The following is an 18,003-nucleotide window of genomic DNA, read 5'->3' as shown; positions in this document are numbered from 1 at the left end:
CGTCCTGCCTACTGCCCGGTGACCTGGGCAAGGGGAAGAGGGGTGTCGTCGATCGCTACTTGCTCGCCGGGACGGGCGTGCTGCAGGCCTTCGATGACAATGCGGTCGCCGGGCTTGAGGCCACCGGTGACGATCCAGCGGTCCTGCTGTGCCTGGCCCAGTTGCACCGGTTGCTGGCTGACCCGGGCCTCGCTGTCGAGCAACAGCACCTGGGCGATACCGGCGCTGTCACGCAGGATCGCCCGTTGCGGCACGCTGATGCCTTGCAGCTGTACCGCTTGCTCCAGGCGCACGCGGATGAAGCTACCCGGCAGCAGGTCGAGGTCCGGGTTGGGGAACTCGCTGCGCACAATGATCTGCCCGGTGCCCGGGTCGACACTGATGTCGGAGAACAACAGCTTGCCGGGCAACGGATAGAGGCTGCCGTCGTCCTGAATCAGCGTGGCCTTGGCTTGATCCTGGCCAACCTGTTGCAACTGGCCAGCCCGCAGGGCTCGGCGCAGGTCGTTGAGCTCGCGGGTCGATTGGGTCAGGTCGGCGTGGATCGGGTCCAGTTGCTGGATCACCGCCAGGGGCGTGCTTTCGTTCTGCCCCACCAGTGCGCCCTCGGTCACCAGCGCCCGGCCAATGCGCCCGGAGATCGGCGCGGTGACGGTGGCGTAACCGAGGTTCAACCTGGCAAGCGCGACAGCGGCCTTGCTGGCGGCAACGTCGGCGGCGGTTTGCAGGGCATTGGCCCGTGCGTTGTCGTAGTCCTGGGCGCTGACGGCCTTGTCCGCGATCAGGCTGGCATAGCGCTGCTCTTGAAGTCGGGCCTGGAAAGCATTGGCCTCGGCCTTGCGCAGTGCGGCCTCGGCGCTGTCCAGGTCGGCCTTGAACGGTGCCGGGTCGATGCGAAACAGCACCTCGCCTTTTTTCACATCGCTGCCTTCGCGGAAGGTGCGTTGCAGGACCACACCGGCGACCCGCGCACGCACTTCGGCGATGCGCGGCGCGGCGATCCGCCCGCTTAACTCACTGCTGATCGACAGCGGGCGGGCTGAGAGGGTTTCGATCCGGACGGTGGCCAGCGGCGCGGCCTCATCGCTGGTGGAGGTCTTGTCACAGGCGCCCAGCGTCAGGCCCAGTGCAATCAGGCCGAGCTTCGCCAACAGGTTCTTTGACATGTGAATACCCCAATAATGACCCCGGCATGCTACGGGCAGTCGGGCAGGGTAGCGGTGAACGTTTGTAGTGGCTCTGTGAAATTGTGTGAAGGTTTTGCTCGCGTGCGCGTGAGGGCGTATATCCTTGACGCCTTGATTTCTAATGCGACTGATCGATTGCTCTCGCGGGCCAGCCCTAATGCCGCTCAGTTAAGCCAAATACCAGCCGAACATAGAACCCGTGGCGAGGGAGCTTGCTCCCGCTGGGCTGCGTAGCAGCCCCAAAACAGGGCCGCTTCGCGCCCCAGCGGGAGCAAGCTCCCTCGCCACGGGTTTCGTGCTCGACTTTATTTCTCTTAACTGATCGGCATTAGGGCCAGCCCCGACAGTCACCACAGCACTTTCTGGAAACACCCATGCCCAACATCCTCCTGGTCGAAGACGACTCCGCGCTCTCCGAGCTGATTGCCAGCTACCTCGAACGCAACGGCTATCAAGTCAGCGTGATCAGCCGTGGCGACCAGGTGCGCGAGCGCGCGCGGTCCACGACACCGGACCTGGTGATCCTCGACCTGATGCTGCCAGGCCTGGATGGCCTGCAGGTGTGCCGCTTGTTGCGCGCCGACTCGGCAACGCTACCGATCCTCATGCTCACCGCCCGTGACGACAGCCACGACCAGGTGCTGGGCCTGGAGATGGGGGCCGACGACTACGTCACCAAACCCTGCGAGCCACGGGTGCTGCTGGCGCGGGTGCGCACCCTGTTGCGGCGCAGCAGCCTGAACGAGCCGCAGACCGCCAGCGACCGGATCCTCATGGGTAACCTGTGCATCGACTTGTCGGAGCGCACCGTCAGTTGGCGCGAGCAGCCGGTGGAGCTGTCCAGCGGCGAGTACAACCTGCTAGTGGTGCTGGCCCGGCACGCCGGCGAGGTGCTCAGCCGCGACCAGATCCTGCAACGCTTGCGCGGGATCGAATTCAACGGCACCGACCGCTCGGTGGACGTGGCCATTTCCAAGCTGCGGCGCAAGTTCGACGACCACGCCGGTGAGGCGCGCAAGATCAAGACCGTGTGGGGCAAGGGCTATCTGTTCAGCCGTTCCGAGTGGGAATGCTGAAGCCATGCTGCGCATCCTGATTCGCCTGTACCTGATCACCATCGTCACCTTCAGTGCGGCGATCTATCTGGTCCCGGACCTGGTCATCAAGGTTTTTCACGAGCGTTTTGCCAGTTACAACCTCGACCATTCCCGAGGGATACAGAACCTCATCGTCCAACAGTTTCACCGTGTACCGCCCGAGCAGTGGCCGGCGCTCGCCACCGAGATGGATCAACAGTTCCAGCCGTTGCAGATCGCGGTGGCGCGGATCGACGACGGTGGTTTCACTGCCCATGAACGCGAGCGCTTGCAACGCGGCGAGATGGTCGTGCGCATGGGGGACTGGGGCTGGCGCACCTTGGCGGTGGCGCCGTTGAACGCTGAGCTGGCGGTGAAACTGATCGTCCCGCCCGACCCGGTGGACGTCAGTTTGCTGTACTGGAGCATCAATGTGCTGATCGGTGCGGCATTGCTGGCGTGCCTGCTGATCTGGTTGCGTCCGCACTGGCGGGACCTGGAACGCCTGAAACATACCGCCGAACGTTTCGGCAAGGGCCATCTGAGCGAGCGCACCCAGATTGCCGCCAGTTCCAACATCGGCCATCTGGCCCATGTGTTCGACACCATGGCCGGCGACATCGAAGACCTGCTCAACCAGCAGCGCGACTTGCTCAACGCGGTGTCCCATGAACTGCGCACGCCCCTGACCCGTCTGGATTTTGGTTTGGCCCTGGCCCTGTCCGACGACTTGCCGGCCGCCAGCCGCGAGCGCTTGCAGGGGTTGGTGGCGCACATTCGCGAGCTGGACGAGTTGGTGCTGGAGTTGCTGTCCTACAGTCGCCTGCAAAACCCGGCGCGGCAACCGGAGCGGGTAGAGGTGTCGCTGGACGAATTCATCGACAGCATCCTGGGCAGCGTCGATGATGAACTGGAGTCGCCGCAGATCGTTATCGATGTGTTGCTGCACGGTCAGCTTGAACGCTTCAGCCTTGACCCGCGCCTGACGGCACGGGCCCTCCAGAACCTGCTGCGCAATGCCATGCGCTACTGTGAGAAGCGCATTCAGGTCAGCGTGCGGGTATTGGCCCTCGGCTGCGAAATCTGGGTCGACGACGACGGCATCGGCATCCCCGAAGATGAACGCGAACGGATCTTCGAACCCTTCTACCGCCTGGACCGCAGCCGCGACCGCGCCACCGGCGGCTTCGGCCTGGGCCTGGCCATCAGCCGCCGCGCCCTGGAGGCCCAGGGCGGCACGCTCACCGTCCAGGCATCGCCGCTGGGTGGGGCGCGGTTCCGGCTCTGGCTACCGAGCCTCACTTGAGGTGACGGTCTGTTGACCCGGTCGCATGGACCCGATCAAGCAGGGTCACGATCAAGCAGGGTCACGATCAATTAACGCGGTCAGTCTGCCCAATGACTGAACTATCAGAAACCCACGTGGCTCTACTGATCAGGTCGGCTCCTCGGGAGCGGGCCTCTGATGGTTCAATCAACGTAATGGCAGGTTACCTCATGAACACTGTGTTCAGATCTGCGTTCACGCCCCTGTTGTTCGGACTCTGCGCTGCTACCCTGAGCAGTTGTGCCAGCCCGCCGCCGCCCGTAGTGGTCCACGCCCCGCCCACCAAAGAGTGCAGCAGCACCGAAAACACCCAGGTGCTGGGCGATGCCAGGGCCGAAGGCGAGGTTACCCGGGTCACCAGCAAAACGGTGTGTGTCACGCAGTAGCGGGCAGTAGTCGCTGGCAGCAATCGAGCGTCAGGCGGGCGCCGCCCAGTTCGCTGCTGCCCACGTCCAGGCTGAAACCGTGCAGGTTGACGATGGCCGCGACAATCGACAAGCCCAGGCCGAAACCACCGTGCTTGTCAGTGTCGTCGACACGGTAGAAGCGCTGGAACACGGCGGCGCGCTTGTCCGCCGCAATACCGGGGCCGGAGTCGAGCACTTCGATGCGCGTGCTGCCGGCGTTGTTGCTCGCCCGTACCCGCACCTGGCCGCCCGCCGGGGTGAACTTGATCGAGTTGCTCAGCAGGTTCGACAGGGCTTCGAACATCAGCGCCCGGTCGCCGGTCACCGCCGGCAGGTCCTGCGGCGCTTGCAGGCTCAAGCTCAAGTGGCCTTCCTCGGCCAGCGGCAGGTAAAAATCGTGCAGTTCCTGCAGCAGCGGCAGTGGGTCGAACAGCACAAAACCCGAGCGGCGTTGCTGGTCCTCCAGTTCGGAAATGCGCAGCAAGCCGCGAAAGCGCGCCATCAAGGTGTCGGTTTCGGCGATCACCTGGTCCAGTTGCGCGGCCTCGCTCGAGCCTTCGGCAGCGTGTTGTTGAATGCGGTAGAGCTGGGCGCGCAAGCGGGTCAGCGGGGTACGCAGGTCGTGGGCGATGTTGTCGCAGACACCTTTGACTTCGTTGACCAGGCGCTCGATGCGTTCGAGCATGGCGTTGACGATGGCGGCCAGCATGTCCAGTTCGTCACGGCGGCTCGACAGCGGCAAGCGGTGGTTCAGGTTACCGGCGACAATGGCTTCGGCGCTGGCCTGCAGGGCACGAATCCGTTGCAGCGGGCGACGGCGCAACAGGTACCAGCCGGCGATGCCGGGAATGATGGTCAGCGACACTCCCCACAGCAGTGCATGCAGGATGATCCGGTTCACGGCAAACAACGAGCCGTTGTCGCGTGCCAGCACCAGCCAGCGCCCATCCAGGGTGCGGGTCGCCACGGCATCGCAGCTGTCCGGCGGCAGGCTGGCGTCATCCGGTTCGCTGCAACGGTCGAGTTCGTGCACCTTGCCGTCCAGCGGCAGGCCCGCCGGAATCTGTCGGATCAGCCCGTGCAAGGGCCGTTGCTGTTCGTCGAACAAGCCGTAGGCATCGACGCCGCGCTGGTCGAAGGTGGTGCTGGCGATCAGCGCTTCATCCAGTTGGATGCCGTGAAAGCGTGAGAACAGATGCTGGCGCTGCATCATCGAGTGCCGGGCCAGGTTGTCCAGGTAGTGCGACACCTCGTAGTACATCACCCCCATGAGCAGGCCGCTCCAGACCACGAACAGCGCGCTGTAGAGCGTCAGCAGGCGGCTGCTGGACGAGCGCCAGCCGTTAGACGGGTTCAGCAATGACATAGCCCGAGCCTCGCACGGTGCGGATCAGCGGCAGCAGGCCCGGCGGGTCGATCTTCTTGCGCAGGCGTCCGATGTGTACATCGATCAGGTTGGTGCCGGGGTCGAAGTGATAGCCCCAGACTTCCTCGAAGATCATCATCCGCGAGAGTATCTGCCCGGTGTTGCGCAGGAGAAATTCCAGCAACTTGTATTCGGTGGGCAGCAGGGTCAGCAGCTGTCCGGCACGGGAGGCTTCGCGGCTGATCAGGTTCAGTTCCAGGTCCGCCACCCGCAGCAGGGTTTGCACGTCCTTGACGGTGTTCTGGCGCCGCAGCAGGACTTCGACCCGGGCGGCCATTTCATCGGTGGCAAAGGGTTTGGTCAGGTAGTCGTCGCCACCGGCCCGCAAGCCGCGCACGCGCTCGTCGACATCGGACAGGGCGCTGATCATCAGAATCGGCGTCGACACCCCCATGGTGCGCAAGGTGGTGACAATGGCCAACCCGTCGAGCTCCGGCAGCATGCGGTCCAGGGTGATCAGGTCATAGTCGCCGCTGACCGCGCGCGCCAGGCCCTCGCGACCATTGGCCACCCAGTCCACGTCCAGGCCATGGCTACTCAGTTCGGTCACGATCTCCCGGGCGGTCACGGCGTCGTCTTCAATGGTCAGGATGCGGGTCATGGGGTTTGCCTGAAAGAAAATGAAACATGGGCGCCAGTGTGCCAAGAAATGCCTGGCAGGTTTCTAAAAAAACTTTCATACAGGTTAGGTTGAACACAACCCCGTGGCGAGGGAGCTTGCTCCCGCTGGGGTGCGCAGCAGCCCCAAAGCCGTCCACCGCGTTCTTTCTGTCAGACCGCAACAGGCTTGTCGGGGCCGCTTTGCGGCCCAGCGGGAGCAAGCTCCCTCGCCACGAAGGTGTTCGGTGTTGGGCTGTCGGGGAGGTGGGGAGTGCGGTGCGGCAACTGGTGAGTGAGGCGGTGCCGACGGCTAAAGTCTACGGCAGCTAGCCCCGTGTTCTTGGCACGGATTGACGGCTGGACCTGTACCCCGTTGGAGCGGGATTGCCCGTGACGGCGGTCTGGTAGCCGGCCATTCTCTTGCCTAGGTACGCCTGTGGGAGCGGGCTTGCCCGCGAAGGCGGCCTGACAGCCAACCATTTTCTTGCAGGTGCGGTGTACATATCCGTTGCTGCGGTTACGGCGACTTATGGTTTCGCCCGACGGCGACTCACTTTTTTTACAAGCGCCTAAAAAAAGTAAGCAAAAAAACGCTTTGCCCCGAGCGTCCGGCCCCTCGCCAAGGCTCGGGGTTCCCTCGGCTCCGGCATTCCTCAGGGGGCATCGCCCTCCGGTCGGCTGCGCCGACCTCCATGCGATGTCCTCGACGGCGTCGAGGGGCGCTGCGCGCCATTCCCCTGATGAACGCCTGCGCTCGGCCTGCCGATGGGGCGGGTGGATCAAGATCAAAAGCCAGAGCCAAAGCAAGATCAAGAGCGGCAGGCGAGCTAACGCTCGGCCTGTTGAGTGGTGGTGGTGGTGGTGCTGCAATTGCTGGGTGTGTTTTTGATCACGCCATGGGATGTCTTGTCATTCAGCGCCTACCCTTGGCCCTCAGGTTAACAAAAGATAACGTGGCGTCGATTGTCAGACGTTTCGAAAGCTGGATAGGATAGGCCAGCTTCCGAAGGGGCTCTAGATTGCAGGTTTGCGCACTATGCGACGAATCTGCCATCGGACGCACGCCCTGAACGGCGCCCTGCAAGGTTGAATGACCTAACAATAATAATGGGGGAAAGGTCTATGAGTGAGCCTGTCATGGGTGTGGGTATTGGCCGCCCGCCGGTATTACGCAGATTCGCGTTGCTGGCTACAGCGCTCTCGCTGTTGGGTACGGCCGTGTTGTCGGCGCCTGTGCTGGCGGTTGCCACGCCAGCGGTCGACACGGTCTATTCGATCGAGTCCGGCAAGTCCGCCAAGGGCTTGATGCTGGATGTCGTGCACGCCGGCAAACGCCTGATCGCGGTCGGTGATCGCGGACACATTCTTTATTCCGATGACCAGGGTGTCACCTGGACCCAGGCCAAGGTGCCGACGCGCCAGCTGTTGACCTCGGTGTTCTTCGTCGATGACCAGCACGGCTGGGCCGTGGGGCACGATGCGCAGATCCTCGCCAGTGAAGACGGCGGCACCACCTGGACCAAGCAATTCGAAGATTTGAAACGCGAAGCGCCGTTGCTCGACGTCTGGTTCAAGGACGTCAACAACGGCTTTGCCGTGGGTGCCTACGGTGCAGTGCTGGAAACCAGCGACGGCGGCAAGCACTGGGAAGACGCCAGTGACCGCCTCGATAACGAAGACCAGTACCACCTCAACGCCATCACCGCGGTCAAGGATTCCGGGCTGTTCATTGTCGGCGAGCAGGGCAGCATGTTCCGCTCCGCCGACTGGGGGCAGACCTGGGAGCGCGTCGAAGGGCCATACGAGGGTTCGCTCTTTGGTGTGATCGGCACCCGCCAACCGTCGACGCTGCTGGCTTACGGCCTGCGCGGCAACCTGTTCCGGTCCACCGATTTCGGCACGACCTGGGAGCCGGTTGAACTCAAGGCTGCTCGCGGTGCGCTGGAGTTCGGGCTGTCGGGCGCCACCCTGCTCGATGACGGCTCCATCGTGATCGTCGGGAACGGCGGCAGCGTGGTGCGCAGCAGCGACGACGGACAGACCTTCAGCGTGTTCAACCGACCGGATCGCATTTCCGTTTCGGCCGTCACCGCGGCGGGCAACGGCAATCTGATTCTGGCAGGACAGGGCGGCGTTCGCGTCACTTCGCCAAATGGCGCCGAGCTGAGCCAGTAAGCCGGGCAAATAACAAGAAGGCGAGGATTTCCATGAGCAGTCATCATCAAGACAAGGCGACGTTTCTCGAGCGCCTGATTTTCAACAATCGCCCGGCCGTGATCTTCATCTGCCTGGCGGTGAGTATCTTCCTGTTCTGGCAGGCGACGCTGATCCGACCGTCCACCAGCTTCGAGAAAATGATCCCGCTGCAGCACCCCTTCATTGAAAAGATGATGGAACACCGCAACGACCTGGCGAACCTGGGCAACACGGTGCGTATTTCCGTGGAGGCCACCAACGGTGACATCTTCTCCAAGGAATACATGGAGACCCTGCGTCAGATCCACGACGAGGTGTTCTACATTTCCGGGGTCGACCGTTCGGGCCTCAAGTCGCTGTGGAGCCCGAGCGTACGCTGGACCGAAGTGACCGAGGAAGGCTTTGCCGGCGGCGAAGTGATCCCCCAGAGCTACAACGGCTCGGCCGACAGCCTCGACCTGTTGCGCAACAACGTGCTCAAGTCCGGCCAGGTCGGGCGCCTGGTGTCCAACGACTTCAAGTCGAGCATCATCGACATTCCGTTGCTGGAGTCCTACCCGGACCCGGAAGACCAGGGCAAGCTGCTGGCCCTGGACTACCAGAAATTCTCCCACGAGCTTGAAGACAAGATCCGCAACAAGTTCGAACAACAGAACCCCAACGTCCAGATCCACATCGTCGGATTCGCCAAGAAAGTCGGTGACCTGATCGATGGCCTGATCATGGTGGTGATGTTCTTCGGTGTGGCCTTCGTCATCACCCTGATCCTGCTGCTGTGGTTCACCAACTGCCTGCGCAGTACGGTGGCGGTGTTGAGTACGACCCTGGTGGCGGTGATCTGGCAACTGGGCCTGATGCACGCATTCGGCTTCGGCCTGGACCCGTATTCGATGCTGGTGCCGTTCCTGATTTTCGCCATCGGCATTTCCCACGGCGTGCAGAAGATCAACGGTATCGCCCTGCAGTCCAGCGAGGCGGACAACGCCCTGACGGCTGCCCGACGCACATTCCGTCAGTTGTTCCTGCCGGGCATGATCGCGATCCTGGCGGACGCGGTGGGTTTCATCACGTTGCTGATCATCGACATCGGGGTGATCCGCGAACTGGCCATTGGCGCGTCCATCGGCGTGGCCGTGATCGTGTTCACCAACCTGATCCTGCTGCCCGTGGCGATTTCCTATGTCGGCATCAGCAAGCGCGCGATCGAGCGCAGCAAAAAAGACGCGACCCGTGAACACCCGTTCTGGCGCCTGCTGTCGAATTTTGCCAGCTCGAAAGTCGCGCCGGTCTCGATCCTCATCGCGCTGGTCGCCTTTGGTGGCGGCCTCTGGTACAGCAAGAACCTGAAGATCGGTGACCTCGACCAGGGGGCGCCGGAGCTGCGTCCGGACTCGCGCTACAACCAGGACAACAACTTCATCATCAGCAACTACTCCACCAGCTCCGATGTGCTGGTGGTGATGGTCAAGACCAAGTCCGAAGGCTGCTCGCGCTACGAAGCCATGGCGCCGATCGACGAGCTGATGTGGAAGATGCAGAACACCGAGGGCGTGCAGTCGGCGATCTCGCTGGTCACGGTGTCCAAGCAGATGATCAAGGGCATGAACGAGGGCAACCTGAAATGGGAAACCCTGTCGCGCAACCCTGATGTGCTGAACAACTCCATTGCCCGGGCCGATGGCCTGTACAACAACAGTTGCTCGCTGGCGCCGGTGCTGGTGTTCCTCAACGATCACAAGGCCGAGACCCTCGACCGTGCGGTGCATGCGGTGCAGGAGTTCGCCCAGGAAAACAACAAGGACGGCCTGGAGTTCATCCTCGCGGCGGGTAACGCCGGGATCGAAGCGGCCACCAACGAAGTGATCAAGGAATCGGAACTGACCATCCTGATCCTGGTGTACATCTGCGTGGCCACCATGTGCATGATCACCTTCCGCTCCTGGGCCGCGACCTTGTGCATTGTGTTGCCGCTGGTCCTGACCTCGGTGCTGGGCAACGCCCTGATGGCCTTCATGGGCATCGGCGTGAAAGTCGCGACCTTGCCGGTGGTGGCGCTCGGGGTGGGGATTGGCGTGGACTACGGCATCTACATCTACAGCCGCCTGGAAAGCTTCCTGCGTGCTGGCCTGCCGCTGCAAGAGGCCTACTACCAGACCCTCAAGTCCACGGGTAAAGCGGTGCTGTTCACCGGCCTGTGCCTGGCCATCGGCGTGTGCACCTGGATCTTCTCGGCGATCAAGTTCCAGGCCGACATGGGCCTGATGCTGACCTTCATGCTGCTGTGGAACATGTTCGGCGCACTGTGGCTGCTGCCAGCGCTGGCGCGTTTCCTGATCAAGCCGGAGAAACTGGCCGGGCAGAAGGGCAACTCGCTGTTCGCTCACTGATCCAGCGCTCCAAGGACACAGAAGACCGCAGCCAAGGCTGCGGTCTTCTGCTTTGTGGTCCAGGGTACCCACCGTGCGGGTCCGCGCTCCTCCAGGTGGTTGCCGATCACGCGTTGATCAAGGTTGTTGGGTCTCAGACCGGCAGCAGGTCCAGGAACAGTCGCCGATCCAGGGGTGGGGAGATCGGGCTGTAGAGGTCCCTGACGATTTTCCGGTTGTCCGTTCCAGCCTGGGCCAGCAGGTCCTTGAACGTTATAAACCGATGCTCTGGACGTTTGAGGTGTGCGGCTGTGTAGGCTTCGGGTGCGCTGGTGGTGCTGCTGTAGTGGAAGTGGGCGTACCACAACACCGTGAGCGAGTTCTTCTCGCGTATGGCGAACTCCGTGACGTAGTCCTGTGCGGCAGTGGGTTGCGGGCCGTGGACCAGGCCGATATCCACCGCGCCGTGGGCTCGCAGGTAGTCGATATTTTCTGCGCGGGGGCGTTGGGCCTTGTAGCCGTCGCTGCAATGTCGTTGGGCTTTGCTCCTGATGTCGAGGGCTTCCTGGCGCAAGCGCTGAACGCTCTGCATCGCGCCATGTTTGTCCCCGTGGTTGCTTTCGATTTCGCTGGCCACCGCTTCGATCCGCTGTGCCTGTTGGCTGAGCATGTCGTTCCAGTCACGGGGATTGAGTTCATCGCGTCGTTGTGGATCGACGAGTTTCCTTTTCTGGAACTCGATGGATTTCTCGATGGCGGGGACTTCATCGATCAGCCGGTTGCCTTCCGCGCGCAGGGTCGCCAGGGCTCGTGCTTGAGGCTTTGGTGCCGGTGGCGTTGGTTTTGCCTCGACGATTTCCACCCAGCCTTCGTCGGGATGCTCCATGAAGCGCGCGCTGATCTCCTCGGTGATGGGGTTTCGGGTGACGATGGTCGGGAACGTGCTCCCAGCCTCCGGAGGCAGCAGGTCGCCCACCAGGGCGCCCTTGTCCCGGGATTTGAAGACGCGTCTGGAGCGGGGTGCGGTGGGCGGGGAAGTGACGACAGTTGCGGGCGGGGTCAGGTGCTCGTCTTCGCGCAAGACCGCCGCCAATTCGGCCTCGGCGCTGCTGCGCACCCAATCCAGGCGTTCGATCAACAAAGGCATGTAGCGTGGGTGGACTCTGTTGGAATCCAGCTCCACCAGTGCGCGGCTGGTCTGAATGTACTGGTTGTAATGCTCGATCAGGTTAGCCAGCACCTCCTTGCGCTCCGAGACGCTGAACCCTTCGCTGCTGAGCAACTCCAGGTGGGAGTCCTTCATGGCATACAACGAGGTCTTGCGGTTTACGTGGAGTGTCAGGAAGTACTCCTCCTGCGGTGTGGTCGCCTGGGGGATGGGTTCGAGGCTCAGTTCGACGAGAGCATCGAGTGTCTCCAGGGTCGTACTGAGTCGTGTGTAGTTTTTACGCTTGGGGTTTGCATCGAGGAATTTGACGCGCTGTGCCGGGCCGGTCTTGCAGTGCTGGGTCATTTCTTCCAGCGCGGCTTCGAAGGCCATGACGGCCTGCGCATAGTGTTCGGCGGCGGCGAAGTTGGTCTCCACGAGTTCATGGACAACCCTGGCCGACGCTTCGTCGTGGATCGCTTCATACATGTCTGCCAGCGGTTGACCCCGTTCGGAAGTAAAGGACGCCACGTAGACGCTTGCCTGCTCAAGGGCTCGAACCTCGTAGGCGGCCAGGATCTGCAGGTATTGCGCGATGGATTTGGTCTCGGCATCAAACTTGCCATCGGCTTCCTTCATCTGCGGGTAGGCTTTTATCAGGTCGCGACGTATTTCGATCACCCGATCGACAACGGCCCGGGATTTTTCCAGGACCACCTGGAGATTCAGCCTGGCCCTGGCGCCCTGGACCATTTTGGCCGCGTGCTCGGCGATCAGGGCCTCGTCGTCAGGTGCATTGCCCAGGTTGCTTAGCAGGTCTTTCAGCTGATTGCGTACGCGTGTGCTCACCAGACTGGCGACCGCCACCTCCCTGAGCAACGGGTTGGCCTGATCGACTTGGGCGTTCAGCGCGTCTTCGATCCGGTTGAGTTCAGCCAATGCCAGCGTACGTTTGTTCGCTATCGCCAGCTCTTTGGCTGATTTGCGCTGGTCCCGTCCACCTCCTTGCAGTTTCAGTCCCTGGTCCAGGGTCCAATGGCCCTGCCCATCGGTCCTGAGCTTGAATCCCGGGTGCAAGGGTTTTTCCGGATGGATGATGAACACCTCGGCAAACCCGGGAACGATGCTGACACGGAACAGTAACCCGGCCACCGCGGCGTGCCAGCGGTTGTCAATGCGATACAGGCCTTTGAAGAGACCGATTTCCACGGGGGTGGGGGGTGGCACCGGCCAAGCGACACTGAGCGCTTGCAGGGCGTCGAGCAGTCGACGGCTGGACGCGTCTCGGGCGTTTGACTGGATAAAGTCGACCAGGGTGTGGTCGCCGGCGGGAGGCTCTGAAGGTAGGCCGACCGATCCCTGTTCGATGGTTGCCGTTGGCCGAGCCTCGGTATCGGTTGCCGGTCGACGCAACGAGGCCAGGACCAGCGGCAGTTCAGCAACGGGCTCAAGTGTTGCGGGTTCAATGGCCGGATGTTCCCGTGACGCGCTGTGCAACACCATCAGCCCGATGTTGAGCAGCAGATCGACCCAGGCCAGCTCTCGAGTGGTTGAGTCATCACTGTCCAGCCCGGCAATGTCCTGTTTGAGGCTCAGGGTCAACTGCAGCATCCAGCCGACCACCATGGCGGGCCCGCGCAGCAGGGGCATGAGCACGGCATTGAACAACAGCCAGCCACCCTCCATCAGGATCGCCCAGCGGCTTTCGGCATTGGACACCGACTCCCGGTCGGCCAGATCCACCAGGGTCCGGGCATTGCTGCCGTACAGGTACTGGGTCAACCGGCCGCTGGCCAGCCACTGCGTCAGAGAGTCCGGAACCTCGCTGCCGTTGTTGTCCCCCGCCAATTGTGCGGGGGCGGGAGCCGTCCACACAACGGTGTCGTCGCCCTGGCCGAAGCGCAGGATATGCGGGCTGGCAAAGCCATTGTGGCTGTAGACCGGCCGGGCTTTGTCTGGCAACCAGCTGAGGACGCTGTCCTGTAGCGCTCCAGGTAGGGTGATCGCCTGTAGCAGCGCGGCACGTGTCGGGAACTGGCGCAAGCCATCCTGATACAGCGGTCGATAGAGAATATGCGGGCCGATCCCGGTATCGCGCGGTTCGACGATGAACATGTTGTTGACGGTATCTGCCGGCGCGCCGGGCTGGCGGGTGAACGCCAGAGGACGAATCACGATGTCCTGATCGTCAACCACGCGGTCGGCGGCACGGGTGTGCATCAAGGCCTTGAGGTGGCGGTAACCCTGGAACGTAAAGCCCTGTTGCGCACGGATACTGTGTTCCAGGGCCTGCAGGGGCAGGCGTACCTTCAGCTCCTCGCCGAACAAGGCTTCGCGTCGTTGCGACTCGGCGTTATTGGCGAGCAACAGCTCGTTGATTTTCTGCGGATAGCGTTCGCCGATGTTGGCTCGGCCAATCAGGCCTACGGTGCTGCTGAACAGGCCCTTTTCACCCAGAAGGTAGTCAGCGGTCAGCCACCCGGGCAAGGGTTTTCCAGTCTTGTCGCGAACGCTCAGGCGACCGTGGGGCGCGCTGGCGAGGTTCTTGATAGCCAACTCGGTCAGGCTCATGGACACCGGGACGAGATAGCCGCTACCCAGGTCGCCGACTGGCACGTGGAAGGTCAATTCCAGATCGTCCGGCTCGCAGGTGGCGTCGGGGTGGTCCTGGCGCATGAGCTCGCGCAAGGTGCGGGTGGTGAAGGCCTGCAAGCTCTCGATGCCGTCGAGAAACGAGGCGCCCGCCGTTGTCCGCTGCAGACGCGCCAACTCCACCGTCTCCAGGCGATAGGCAAAGCGGTCGCGGGGACTGGCATGGAGCAGCCATTGCGGCAGTGTCGATTCGATCTTGGCACGGTGTTGCTGATCGGGCACCGGGGCGTCGATAAAGTAGGGGGCCGGGTTGGTGGCGGCCGTGAACAGCCTTTGCAACGCCGGCTCGCCCTGGCTGGCCGGCAAGCGGATGGCGTCGAGTTCGTCCAGTTGGTGATTGAGCAGTAACGCGGCCTGGGTATCGAAAATATTGCCGTCGGGTTCGTAACGTTTGACGATGATGCGGTCCGCCCGTACCTGGCGTGCGAGGTGCGCGCCCCAGTCCTGGGTGAACGCTTCCATGGACGGATAAGACTCGATACTGCCCGAGACCTTGCACAGCAGGATGTGGTTGGCCTGTACCACGAGCAGGTCGGGAGCCAGCAGGCGGATGGTCGCACCGTCACGGATTACACTGGTTTCAAGGCAGTAGGCATGCACGAAGCCGTCAGGATGAGGCAGCGCCTCGCGGTCGCGACGATCCGGGTGGCGAGTCAACGCATCAAGGACCCTCCGCGATGGCCGGTGCTGTGGCGCCAGTAGACTCGCAGCGTTGCTCAGGTTGCTGGCCAGCAGGTCGCCCAGCCATTGCCAGCGGCTGACGCCGGTGTCGCCTGGCAGATTCCAGTAGACCGTGAGTGCGTCCTGGTACTCGATGCTCAGGGTGCCGGCCAGGTCCGCCACCACGCGCTCGATAAGCGCCATGTCCGGCTCTTTGCTGCCATTGGCCTCATAGGTCAGGCGCCTGGGCACCTGCTGGGTCAGGAAGCAACGGCGCTCATCGACGCTAACGGTAAAGTTCAGTGGTGTGTCGTTGGCCAGGTAATCGAGGGCGACATCCGTCAATAGCTTGAGGTCCCAGCCACCGTGTTGATTGGGCGTGGCGAGTTTGGCCTCGCTCAGGTCCAGGGACAGGGGCGGGTACTGCTTCAGGATGCGCTCGTGCAAGACCTGCGCGACCACCTGGCGCAAGGTCGGTCGGCTGGCAAACTGGCGGGCAACGGCGTGGGCAAGGACGTTGCCGCGGTTGGGGAACAGGGTGAGTGCCTGGCGGGTGCCCGGCTCAGGTGTCGATGGAATGATCGGCATATCAGATTCCGTTCTGTGGTGTGGGAGGTGTGATTTCGTCCCAAAGGATCGCAAGGCTGTCCGGGGCAAGTGCGGTAGTCCGTTACCGCTGACGCATGCAAGAGGGGAAAGACGCGGGGGATTGGCCTATCATCAGCGTCTTTGCCACTGATGATGGATTGTGATGACTGCTGCTACCGAGACCTTGCTCAACGCCCTCGAAACCTGTGACATGCTGGAAATCGATGGCCTGCACGCCTTTGACTTCTCGCTGGACGAGGACGACCAGTTGCACATCGAATGCATGGACGGCCGCGCGGCCAAGCGTTGGGTGTTCAACCTGGCCCAGGTGCAGGCGGCGGTATTCGATGCCACCTTGCAAAGCTGGACCATCACCGGTGATTCCGGCGAACACCGCCTGGTGTGCCTGAGCGCGTTCAGCGGTGCCAACGACGAAGACGACGAGCGTGAGGATGCGTAACGTCTGGCCCTTGTTGATGGCCGGCAGCCTGGGGGCGATGGGCGTGCAGGCGGCGCCCGCCGAGTTGCATGACCTGTTGCTCGGCAGCTACACCCAGGGCCAGAGCCAGGGTATCTACCGACTGCAGTTCGACAGCCAGAGCGGCCAGCTCAATGCCACCCCCCTGCAGGTGGTCAAGAGTGCCAACCCATCGTGGCTGACAGTGTCCAGCGACCAGCGCCAGCTGTTCGTGGTCAACGAAAACGGACCGGGGCAAGCCGATCCGGTAGGGCGGGTCAGTAGTTTTTCGATTGAGCCCAAGACCCGTCGACTGAGCCTGATCAACCAGGTGCAGAGCCTGGGCAACGAGCCGACCCATTCAAGCCTGAGTGCGGACGGCCAGTATCTGTTCGTCAGCAACTACTCGGTGGCCGAAGACCCGGGCGGCAGCCTGGCGGTATTGCCGGTCAACGCCGAAGGCCGGTTGGAGCCGGTCGTGCAACTGAGCAGCCATCCCGCGAGCCGGGTCAATCCCGAGCGGCAGATGTCGGCTCACGTTCACTCGACGGTGTCGTCGCCTGACGGTCAGTACGTGTTCTCCAGTGACCTGGGGGCCGACAAGGTGTTTGTCTACCGCTACGACCCCAAGGCCAATCCGCAGCGACCGCTGATTGCCGCCACACCGGCCTCGGTGTCGTTGCCGGCGGGTAGCGGGCCTCGTCATCTGTTGTTCAGCGGTGATGGCAAGCACGCATACCTGACCCTGGAAATGAGTGCGCAAGTGGCGGTGTTCGACTATCAGGCCGGCCAGTTGACCCAGCGCCAGCTGGTGGATCTGGCGGCGGGGCAACCGGCTGCCAGGAAAGCCGCCGCGGCGCTGCATGCATCAACGGACGGTAAGTTCCTGTATGTCAGCAACCGTGGCACTGCCAATGAATTGCTGGTGTTTGCCATCGACCCGCTCAGCGGTGAGCTCAAGGCGCTGCAACGGCGCGCGGCAGACGGCGATCACCCTCGTGAGTTCAGCCTCGATCCGAGCGGCAGATTTGTGCTGGTAGCCAACCAGAAGAGCAACCAGGTCGTCGTCATTGAACGGGATGTGAACACTGGGCTGTTGGGCAAAACCGTGCAAAAAGTGCCGTTCGACGCCCCCAGCGATATCCGCTTCTTCCGCCAACAATAAACCGCAGGCCCCGCCTGCCGGGGCCTCTACGGTTCTATTAATCGCAGTGATATCCGCTACTGCTGCAAAAGATTTCAAGCGCGATAACCCTTGGGCGTACGTTTGCTTCACGGCCTACACAGGCAAGCACGCCAACTGAATACGAGGGTTACCGCCATGAACTTCAATCTCTTCTCCGTGATCGCCGCGTCCGCCATCTCCGCCAGCGTTGCACTGCCGGCCAGTGCCAGCGTGGAGATCAGCTCGAAAAAATCCGGCTCCCACACCTATACCCAGAAGTACCTGCAACAGAGCGCCAACTTCTACGCCGCGCTGGATCACAAGATCCAACACTGAACATCCAACCCCGGCCAACGGGATGCAGGCGCGAAGTCACTGGATCCGTCCCCGGACGAAAGTGATGTCGCGCCTGCATCACGCATTTGCGACAAATCGCGCACCTGATGTAAAAAAATCGAGTAATGGCACATGGCTATGTGTTTAAATTTGACGCTAATAAATTGACTCAATCTTTCCCAAGGATCGACGACATGGCAATGCGTCTGGCTGTGGTTCTGCTGTTTCTCTACTCGACCCCGATTCTCTCCGCGGCACAGTCTGTCGAAGACGAGCCTGAAGCGTCACGCCAACGCTTGATGAGCCTGTTGCACGACTGACGTAAGTGAGTTGATCGATCAATTTAACTGATAGCTACTATGGATAAAGGTCACTATTCATAGCTGCTTGATTGATTGATTCTGTGGGCACTG

13 protein-coding genes are annotated in these 18,003 nt (G+C 62.2%); 9 read left to right on the top strand and 4 right to left on the bottom strand.

Going from position 1 to position 18,003, the window contains the following annotated elements; genetic code table 11:
- Window positions 1–8 precede the first annotated feature (8 nt).
- On the bottom strand, window positions 9–1,166 hold the full coding sequence (locus CKW25_RS10925) for an efflux RND transporter periplasmic adaptor subunit (protein WP_095079189.1): 1,158 nt from the start codon (window positions 1,164–1,166) through the stop codon (window positions 9–11).
- Between the two features lie 395 nt (window positions 1,167–1,561).
- On the opposite strand from CKW25_RS10925, the gene CKW25_RS10920 reads away from it, so the two are divergent.
- The 3 genes from CKW25_RS10920 to CKW25_RS10910 all read left to right on the top strand — a co-directional run bounded on the left by CKW25_RS10920 (window position 1,562) and on the right by CKW25_RS10910 (window position 3,976).
- A complete protein-coding gene (locus tag CKW25_RS10920) occupies window positions 1,562–2,263 on the top strand; it encodes a response regulator transcription factor (RefSeq protein WP_095079188.1) in 702 nt (233 codons plus the stop codon).
- A 4-nt stretch (window positions 2,264–2,267) separates the two neighbouring features.
- Window positions 2,268–3,569, top strand: coding sequence for an ATP-binding protein (locus tag CKW25_RS10915; RefSeq protein WP_095079187.1), 1,302 nt, complete (start codon window positions 2,268–2,270; stop codon window positions 3,567–3,569).
- Window positions 3,570–3,760: 191 nt separating this feature from the next.
- Entirely contained in the window at window positions 3,761–3,976 is a 216-nt protein-coding gene (locus CKW25_RS10910; protein ID WP_143497291.1) for a hypothetical protein, read from the top strand.
- On the opposite strand, the gene CKW25_RS10905 is transcribed toward CKW25_RS10910, so the two are convergent.
- Together CKW25_RS10905 and CKW25_RS10900 are read right to left on the bottom strand one after the other, a co-directional pair.
- Window positions 3,966–5,363 (bottom strand): HAMP domain-containing sensor histidine kinase, encoded by a 1,398-nt coding sequence (locus CKW25_RS10905; RefSeq protein ID WP_095079185.1) that lies wholly within the window; start codon window positions 5,361–5,363, stop codon window positions 3,966–3,968. The two genes, CKW25_RS10910 and CKW25_RS10905, sit on opposite strands and share 11 nt — an antisense overlap.
- On the bottom strand, window positions 5,341–6,024 hold the full coding sequence (locus CKW25_RS10900; RefSeq protein WP_095079184.1) for a response regulator transcription factor: 684 nt from the start codon (window positions 6,022–6,024) through the stop codon (window positions 5,341–5,343). Before CKW25_RS10900 ends, CKW25_RS10905 begins: the two co-directional genes overlap by 23 nt.
- A gap of 1,121 nt (window positions 6,025–7,145) precedes the next feature.
- On the opposite strand from CKW25_RS10900, the gene CKW25_RS10890 reads away from it, so the two are divergent.
- The gene (locus CKW25_RS10890; RefSeq protein WP_095079182.1) at window positions 7,146–8,198 is read left to right on the top strand and encodes a YCF48-related protein; all 1,053 of its coding nucleotides are present in this window, start codon (window positions 7,146–7,148) and stop codon (window positions 8,196–8,198) included.
- A gap of 32 nt (window positions 8,199–8,230) precedes the next feature.
- Window positions 8,231–10,606: an RND family transporter gene (locus CKW25_RS10885; protein WP_095079181.1), complete on the top strand. Its 2,376-nt coding sequence runs from the start codon at window positions 8,231–8,233 to the stop codon at window positions 10,604–10,606.
- A gap of 133 nt (window positions 10,607–10,739) precedes the next feature.
- On the opposite strand, the gene CKW25_RS10880 is transcribed toward CKW25_RS10885, so the two are convergent.
- Complete coding sequence (locus CKW25_RS10880; protein ID WP_095079180.1) at window positions 10,740–15,632, bottom strand: dermonecrotic toxin domain-containing protein; 4,893 nt, start codon at window positions 15,630–15,632, stop codon at window positions 10,740–10,742.
- A 163-nt stretch (window positions 15,633–15,795) separates the two neighbouring features.
- Here CKW25_RS10880 and CKW25_RS10875 point away from each other — a divergent pair, with 163 nt between their 5' ends.
- From CKW25_RS10875 to CKW25_RS27010, 4 genes are all read left to right on the top strand, one after another.
- The gene (locus CKW25_RS10875) at window positions 15,796–16,092 is read left to right on the top strand and encodes a DUF5629 family protein (protein WP_095079179.1); all 297 of its coding nucleotides are present in this window, start codon (window positions 15,796–15,798) and stop codon (window positions 16,090–16,092) included.
- Window positions 16,085–17,254 carry a lactonase family protein gene (locus tag CKW25_RS10870; RefSeq protein WP_095079178.1) on the top strand — a complete coding sequence of 390 codons (1,170 nt, stop codon included), beginning with the start codon at window positions 16,085–16,087 and terminating at the stop codon, window positions 17,252–17,254. Before CKW25_RS10875 ends, CKW25_RS10870 begins: the two co-directional genes overlap by 8 nt.
- 156 nt (window positions 17,255–17,410) lie before the next feature.
- The gene (locus CKW25_RS10865) at window positions 17,411–17,590 is read left to right on the top strand and encodes a hypothetical protein (protein ID WP_095079177.1); all 180 of its coding nucleotides are present in this window, start codon (window positions 17,411–17,413) and stop codon (window positions 17,588–17,590) included.
- Between the two features lie 194 nt (window positions 17,591–17,784).
- Window positions 17,785–17,910, top strand: a complete 126-nt coding sequence (locus CKW25_RS27010; RefSeq protein WP_256577957.1) for a hypothetical protein — start codon at window positions 17,785–17,787, stop codon at window positions 17,908–17,910.
- Window positions 17,911–18,003: the final 93 nt, after the last annotated feature.

Source organism: Pseudomonas sp. Irchel s3h17, assembly GCF_900187505.1.
Lineage (GTDB): Bacteria > Pseudomonadota > Gammaproteobacteria > Pseudomonadales > Pseudomonadaceae > Aquipseudomonas.
This window is presented reverse-complemented; position numbering and strand designations above follow the sequence as displayed.

What these genes read in the sequence shown, in the direction of transcription:
- CKW25_RS10875 (WP_095079179.1), top strand. Translation starts at nt 15,796, where the DNA reads ATGACTGCTGCTACCGAGACCTTGCTCAACGCCCTCGAAACCTGTGAC.
- CKW25_RS10900 (WP_095079184.1), bottom strand. Translation starts at nt 6,024, where the DNA reads ATGACCCGCATCCTGACCATTGAAGACGACGCCGTGACCGCCCGGGAG.
- CKW25_RS10870 (WP_095079178.1), top strand. Translation starts at nt 16,085, where the DNA reads ATGCGTAACGTCTGGCCCTTGTTGATGGCCGGCAGCCTGGGGGCGATG.
- CKW25_RS10865 (WP_095079177.1), top strand. Translation starts at nt 17,411, where the DNA reads ATGAACTTCAATCTCTTCTCCGTGATCGCCGCGTCCGCCATCTCCGCC.
- CKW25_RS10920 (WP_095079188.1), top strand. Translation starts at nt 1,562, where the DNA reads ATGCCCAACATCCTCCTGGTCGAAGACGACTCCGCGCTCTCCGAGCTG.
- CKW25_RS10925 (WP_095079189.1), bottom strand. Translation starts at nt 1,166, where the DNA reads ATGTCAAAGAACCTGTTGGCGAAGCTCGGCCTGATTGCACTGGGCCTG.
- CKW25_RS27010 (WP_256577957.1), top strand. Translation starts at nt 17,785, where the DNA reads ATGGCAATGCGTCTGGCTGTGGTTCTGCTGTTTCTCTACTCGACCCCG.
- CKW25_RS10880 (WP_095079180.1), bottom strand. Translation starts at nt 15,632, where the DNA reads ATGCCGATCATTCCATCGACACCTGAGCCGGGCACCCGCCAGGCACTC.
- CKW25_RS10910 (WP_143497291.1), top strand. Translation starts at nt 3,761, where the DNA reads ATGAACACTGTGTTCAGATCTGCGTTCACGCCCCTGTTGTTCGGACTC.
- CKW25_RS10905 (WP_095079185.1), bottom strand. Translation starts at nt 5,363, where the DNA reads ATGTCATTGCTGAACCCGTCTAACGGCTGGCGCTCGTCCAGCAGCCGC.
- CKW25_RS10915 (WP_095079187.1), top strand. Translation starts at nt 2,268, where the DNA reads ATGCTGCGCATCCTGATTCGCCTGTACCTGATCACCATCGTCACCTTC.
- CKW25_RS10885 (WP_095079181.1), top strand. Translation starts at nt 8,231, where the DNA reads ATGAGCAGTCATCATCAAGACAAGGCGACGTTTCTCGAGCGCCTGATT.
- CKW25_RS10890 (WP_095079182.1), top strand. Translation starts at nt 7,146, where the DNA reads ATGAGTGAGCCTGTCATGGGTGTGGGTATTGGCCGCCCGCCGGTATTA.